Annotated in this window: 10 protein-coding genes; 6 read left to right on the top strand and 4 right to left on the bottom strand. The window is 37.9% G+C overall.

The window, feature by feature from the left end:
* Positions 1 to 148: 148 nt before the first annotated feature.
* A complete protein-coding gene (locus tag L696_RS0127575; RefSeq protein ID WP_025686520.1) occupies positions 149 to 679 on the bottom strand; it encodes a DUF4269 domain-containing protein in 531 nt (176 codons plus the stop codon).
* Between the two features lie 141 nt (positions 680 to 820).
* Here L696_RS0127575 and L696_RS30765 point away from each other — a divergent pair, with 141 nt between their 5' ends.
* Together L696_RS30765 and L696_RS0127570 are read left to right on the top strand one after the other, a co-directional pair.
* Positions 821 to 1027, top strand: coding sequence for a hypothetical protein (locus L696_RS30765; protein ID WP_155985494.1), 207 nt, complete (start codon positions 821 to 823; stop codon positions 1025 to 1027).
* 280 nt (positions 1028 to 1307) lie between these two features.
* Positions 1308 to 1640 (top strand): YolD-like family protein, encoded by a 333-nt coding sequence (locus L696_RS0127570; protein ID WP_025686519.1) that lies wholly within the window; start codon positions 1308 to 1310, stop codon positions 1638 to 1640.
* Between the two features lie 48 nt (positions 1641 to 1688).
* On the opposite strand, the gene L696_RS0127565 is transcribed toward L696_RS0127570, so the two are convergent.
* Positions 1689 to 2108 (bottom strand): hypothetical protein, encoded by a 420-nt coding sequence (locus L696_RS0127565; RefSeq protein ID WP_025686518.1) that lies wholly within the window; start codon positions 2106 to 2108, stop codon positions 1689 to 1691.
* 838 nt (positions 2109 to 2946) lie between these two features.
* On the opposite strand from L696_RS0127565, the gene L696_RS0127555 reads away from it, so the two are divergent.
* Genes L696_RS0127555 through L696_RS0127545 form a run of 3 tightly spaced genes read left to right on the top strand, consistent with a single transcriptional unit; the run spans position 2947 to position 4340 of the window.
* Positions 2947 to 3489: an accessory gene regulator ArgB-like protein gene (locus L696_RS0127555; RefSeq protein ID WP_025686516.1), complete on the top strand. Its 543-nt coding sequence runs from the start codon at positions 2947 to 2949 to the stop codon at positions 3487 to 3489.
* Positions 3479 to 3604: a hypothetical protein gene (locus L696_RS32425; RefSeq protein ID WP_280740299.1), complete on the top strand. Its 126-nt coding sequence runs from the start codon at positions 3479 to 3481 to the stop codon at positions 3602 to 3604. Before L696_RS0127555 ends, L696_RS32425 begins: the two co-directional genes overlap by 11 nt.
* 10 nt (positions 3605 to 3614) lie before the next feature.
* A complete protein-coding gene (locus L696_RS0127545) occupies positions 3615 to 4340 on the top strand; it encodes a LytTR family transcriptional regulator DNA-binding domain-containing protein (RefSeq protein ID WP_025686515.1) in 726 nt (241 codons plus the stop codon).
* A 304-nt stretch (positions 4341 to 4644) separates the two neighbouring features.
* On the opposite strand, the gene L696_RS0127535 is transcribed toward L696_RS0127545, so the two are convergent.
* Positions 4645 to 4857 carry a helix-turn-helix domain-containing protein gene (locus L696_RS0127535; protein ID WP_025686514.1) on the bottom strand — a complete coding sequence of 71 codons (213 nt, stop codon included), beginning with the start codon at positions 4855 to 4857 and terminating at the stop codon, positions 4645 to 4647.
* Positions 4858 to 4974: 117 nt separating this feature from the next.
* Here L696_RS0127535 and L696_RS30760 point away from each other — a divergent pair, with 117 nt between their 5' ends.
* Complete coding sequence (locus L696_RS30760) at positions 4975 to 5130, top strand: hypothetical protein (protein ID WP_155985492.1); 156 nt, start codon at positions 4975 to 4977, stop codon at positions 5128 to 5130.
* Between the two features lie 509 nt (positions 5131 to 5639).
* Here L696_RS30760 and L696_RS30055 read toward each other — a convergent pair.
* The gene (locus L696_RS30055; RefSeq protein WP_280740300.1) at positions 5640 to 5855 is read right to left on the bottom strand and encodes a tyrosine-type recombinase/integrase; all 216 of its coding nucleotides are present in this window, start codon (positions 5853 to 5855) and stop codon (positions 5640 to 5642) included.
* Positions 5856 to 5881: the final 26 nt, after the last annotated feature.

The raw sequence follows: 5881 nt of genomic DNA, 5'->3' as shown, positions 1-5881 counted from the left end.
TTACCCAGCCGTAAGGACTACATGCTGTATGATCGTATCCTGACATTTGAAGTAAGTGAATACTCTAAATAAATCAAAAAGCTCTGCTAACCTTAATTGGTCGGCAGAGCTTTTTAATTAAGAAGATTTGTATTTCTTTTTAGCGTTATTATATTATTCCTAATTTTGTTCCGAGAATAAGAAGTTCGTCGTAGGGGTCACCAACTAATTCAAACACTTGGGCAAAAGCAGGCTCTGTTTTTAATCCTCTATCCTTGAGGCGTATAATCTCCTGTCTTACATGTAGATTTGTTAACAATAAGTGGTGTTCTATAATCATATGCCGATAGGCATTTTGTTTTTCAACTGCTACGGGCTGTGCGAATAACTCTAAGTCAAACCCGCCGTACCGAAAGTTCGATATCACTGTCGGTATGCCTTTCACAGTTACTTCTGTTAATCCAAATCCGTCGAGGTCTCCATATAGTGACTCTATTTCATCCTTATAGACTCCAAATTCACGAACCTCCATAATGATATCTAAGTCAGAACCCTCGATATCAACGGAGATTGGTATTGTTCCGCATAAGACAGGTGTATATTTAGCAAAATCTTTGAGTATGTTCAATTCCTTAATTACATGATAGGAACGACGTTGTATTTCACTCCCCGATTCTAAATACGATATCGTTTTAAATATAATGCTCACCCCTAAAAATTTCTGCTTAATTTAATACGAACATGACGATTTTAAGCTATATATAGTAATGGATGATGATAAATATCAAATGTCAACAACATAATTCAACATAGCCAATGAATAAAATAATAAGCTCTTAACATGGACTTGTGGTATAATCTGGATTGGACAACGGGTGGGGTCACGGCGCAGCCTTCTGTAAAGGAGGTGATTGACGCCATGACTGCACTTGGTACGCTTTATCTGCTCTTGAAAGTAACTGCTACGGTACTAAGCCTTTGGTTTAGTTCTCGCAAGCTTTTTCGATGGATCAGACGTAGACGTAACAAGCGCAAAACCCACCGCTAATGGTTGGTAGCCTACGGTGGGTTTTGCTGTCTTCACAGTAATATATGCGCGCCGTGAGGCACATCGTTGTTCAGGGGGAGTGTAGCGACTCCCCTTATTTATATTCTTATGTTACCACACTGAAACTATACAGGCAATGTAATTGCCTTTGTTGCCTATAGTCAAATATTAAAACCCCGGATTGCTCCGGGGTTTTTTTATGTGCTGGAAAAGATATCCCTTGTAAAGGAACAAATGTTCGCTATATAATTTGTACATCAGAATACAGGAGGCTACATACATGGGAAAGAAACTTGAAGGCAATGGCCTGTGGGAAAGCTCAAGAATTATATTGCCAGAGCATAAAGAGGCGTATTTGAAACTTATGACAGACCGGCAGCGGCGCGGTAAGCCAGAACTGGACGAACAGGAGGTCCAACTCATAGAACAGGTACTAATAGACTCCTACAACTCGCGTACAGCCGTCACGCTGCTCGTGTTCAGCCCGTTTGATGATGAGGAATTGACAGGTGTCGTTACTTCTATAAACACGGGGAGACGAGAGGTTAAGCTGTCTCGTGGAGAAGATGATTTTAGCTGGGTTAAGCTGGAGGATATTATATCGGCATTGTAAGTATCGGATAAAAAAACTCCCTGAATAATTCGGGGAGTTTAATTAAAATCAGCATCCGTTTTCTCTTGAAACTTTTAGCAATAAGGCATCCAACAGGATGTTGACCAGGGCATCGTTATCTTTAGTTTGGAACACACTATCATCGAGAATGACGACCCAGCCGCCCCTTGGGGAACTCTTAATTTCTACAGAGTCTTCAAGGTAGAGAGCATCTAACAATTGACCAACTGTAAACAATGGTATGAATGATTCATTCCAATCTAACTCTCCATTGGGAGTGACAACAGCGTAACTACCGTCCTTACCTTCAGTAGATATAACAGTGTGGAGGGTGTCTGTTTGGACATCGTAGATAATATCTCCTTGTTCAGGATCGTTTAAATATATACTCCCGCTGATTGCTTTTACTTGTTCCTTGCTGAGCGCCTGTATATCTACTTTACTCAGTCTTTGTTTAAAGTATTTCATGTTGTCCATCCTTCCAAATGAGATACTTCCAGTATTATCAAAAGGTTTCTTTTTGTAAAGGAAAAATATATCTAACATGTGGTCAAAAATTACCATAATACTAGATTATTGCATTGCCACGAATCCCGGTAAAATATACAATTACAGCAGGAGAAATAGAAGGATGGTGTTTCTGTGTTACCTGCTTTTTTGTATATTTTTCTCGGTGTGTTTGATGCTTTGGCATTTATAGTTCTGGCTTTGAAAATGTACAGGATGCCATTGTTTAGATATAAGTATAGAATAATTACATTTGCTATTTATATATCTATTTTCTCATTTTTTATTAGGGTAGTCCTTCAAATACCAAAATTTGATTTGCCAATGCAATACATTTTTTTCTTTTTATTTTTACGATGGGCAATGGGCATAAAGGTTCATACTGGCGCTTTTATATCTGGCGCTGGCATTTCCGCCTACGTATCCATCCAGCTAGTATTGTATTATATTTTTAATATCGTGTTCAATCTAAGTCATAACGTACTCAACGAAAACACCGGGATGTCAGTTTACTTCATTCAAATATCAACGATCATAACCGCTTACCTTGTAGCGGTTTCACTCAGAATATTTAATGGAGGTTTTTCTTTCATCGCAGAGCCGCCACACGATTTTATACAGAGAGAAGACTATAGCACGAAAACCAATAAAATGTTGTTGATTGGCTCGATTTTATCTTTTTCGACTATAATTTTTATGGTAATCGCACTGTATGCTATGAACTCGTTAATGTGTATAATCTTATCTGTTTTCACTTTTGGAGTCTCGTATTTACTTTCAGATCGGGGGGATTACGAGGATGTTAGAACGGCTGTCGAACTATATCGCCAGAGAAATAAAAAAGGCTGATCCTGACGGTCCCGGAGACATTGAAGTGCTGGAATATGAGCTTAATAATCGAATCAATATAGCAGCAGTATGTTTACTGACCTTTTTGTTTGGTTGGTTATTAGGCCACATTATAGAATCTCTTATTTCTATGTTGTCTTTTGCTGTAGCTAGAAGGTTTTCGGGCGGGTTTCATATGAAGTCCTTGACTTTATGTGCGCTGGTGTCTTCTGTCTTATTTGCGGTTATTCCTTTAATTGATTTAAATAAAAATCAATTCATTTTTATAAATGTAGTAACATTTTTAATCTTTTTATGTTATGCCCCAAATGACTTTGAAGAATTAAATAAGGGGACGAACTTAAAGAAAGTTAAGTTTTATTCCTTGGTTTTCTTTATAATTAGTTTGGCTTTTCTTATGCCCGTTATAAGCATCTCATTTTTTGTACAATCTTTAACGATCCTACCATTATGGAATCATTGGAAGGGAGGGCGGAAGATAAATGAATCCTAAATTGGCAAGAACGCTATCCAAAGATCTAAGCAGAGGGGCTGATAAGTCGGCCAAAAGCAGAAAAACATTTATTGGCTCAAAACTCATTCCGGCGGTTCTGAAAAAGAAGAAGTGAAGACTAAATTATGAATAGAATAATTTTTGGTATAGAGATTGACGAAGAGGGAAACATCGGGAACAAGTTTTCTTTTCCTGAGAATCAAATACTTTATATAACCCTATGGGAGCCAAAGAGGAACTATAAAATTCCTGTTATTTACACTAGAATAGGCGCTTTCACTGTGGCTACAACTTTGCGAGAATGTGTTATTGCCATTCCAAAATTCGTAAAGCTACAGAACAACGTAATAATAAACCCGCAAGCTGTGTCTTCTGTAGAAGAGACGCAAACCGGAGCCGAGATAATTTTAAAAAACGGCTCTTCTTCTGTTAATATATCCACCAATAAATGGGAAACATTTGACTGGAGTCTGATTTTTGGAAGTGCCGCCGCAAAGGATGAAAGGATTTTGCCTAGCATTGAATTAGATGCTAAAGATAGAAGTATCGGGTCTTTCCTTCTAAATATAAATGATATTGAGCTAATTGAAATTCGTGAGATAAAGAAAAATTATGAACTCCCCACTTTTACTCAGGCTGATAAACGGTACACTATACCTACAACACTCAATTCGTTCAAGACTATTTTCCCGTATTTTGCGTCATTCGATAAAAACATTCTAGTCAATCTTGACGAGGTAGATTATGCGGAAAAGACACCGTTCGACATAATTGTTAGATTTAAAGATTCTTTTCTCACTACACACATGGCTGGTAACAAAGAGAAGCATTTTAAATTTTTGTTCAAGTAGGACCTAACGTATTGATAAGGGTCCTTTTTTATTTGTCAAGGATTTTTCATACTAGGGTAACTCATGAAACAAGATGCGGCAAGTTTCGACATGTTGTGCAAGTGTCTTATGGTAATATTTTAGTAGAGAGGAAAAGTCTGATTATTGTTTTTTTGGGGGGGAGGAGTGGTATGAATGAAGTGTTTGAACCGTTGTTGGAAGTGGTAGTAAACCAGTCGAAAGGACGTGGGGGAAAGCAATTTAAGGAAGAGATATAACTATGGCTAATCCATAGTTTTCCCCGAGGGAGAGCCGACAAACAGGCTCACTCATAGATAAGTTCGTATAGCTCTTCAACCTTACAGTCAAGAGCAAACGCAATATTGAACATTACATCAGCTGACATTTTATCTCTATTGTTGGCCCAATTTGAGATCAATTGTTCGCTGTACCCTGTTCGTTTAGCAAGATCGACTTGCTTCATACGACGTTCTTTGAGTAAGATTTTTAGTCGGCATCTCCCACGGGAGACACGCAAATTAAATCAATCTCCTTAAGGATTTTGAAAAATGTTCTCAACGATTATAACATTGCACATATTAGCAGTAAACCATGACCTTATATACAAAATGAATGATATGAAGGAAGTGCATATATGAAAAAGTATCAAATTGATATACCATGGGATGTTGAGAAGGAAAATGCCGAAATATTTGTAAAATCCATGGCAATTGCTTTTGATATGGAATTGCCAGCAGAAGTTGAGGCGGAGTCCCCCTCATCTGTGTATCACTTTTTAATTTCAGAATAGTTATCACGATTCACAATAAACTGTCAGTGGGGCAGTACCAACACATATAATAGAAGATAATACCCGCAAACCTATGATCGGCGGATGTTGATTTTGCATTTACTAGAAGGCAAAAAGAGCAGTAAGGAATTAATCCTTCTGCTCTTTTTATTGGGGACAAATTGGGGACGAACTGTAGTGTTTTGTATAGAATACAGTCCAAATGAGAACATATACGAACATATAAAAGCCTTGATAATACTGGATTTCGGAACTGTATGCCGTTACAGTATATTAAAAACTCATGACTTAAAATCCTGCGGTAGGTGACTACCGTACCGGTTCGATCCCGGTCCTCGGCATCCTTGATTTAAAAGGGTTTTTCGTTAAAAAACCTTGTTTTAAAACTAGCTTGGGAGAGAACTTTTTATTGAGTTCTTTCCTCCAGTTCTCTCCTTTTTCCGAAGGAGAGAACGAGGAGAAGATCGCATGACTCTCATGAAATATTGAGGGCAATGCGATCTTTTTTATTAAAAGATCAGAACAGTGCTCATCGTTGATGCTGAAGATACTTTGGAACTGTATTCCAAGTGAGAATAAATGTTGGCTGTAGTAGAATAGTTGCTGTGTCCCAACCATTCTTGGATTTCTTTCATGCTAATCCCATTGGCGAGTAAGAGGCTTGCGTAACTATGACGAAGATCGTGGTATCGGATTCGACGTAGGCCATGTTTTTTAAGAGTTATAGTAAAGTTCTGTGTAATATAACCGG

The organism is Paenibacillus maysiensis (genome assembly GCF_000520815.1).
Classification (GTDB): domain Bacteria; phylum Bacillota; class Bacilli; order Paenibacillales; family Paenibacillaceae; genus Paenibacillus; species Paenibacillus maysiensis.
The sequence above is the reverse complement of the archived record's forward strand: the minus strand, read 5'-3'. Positions and strand labels throughout refer to the sequence as shown.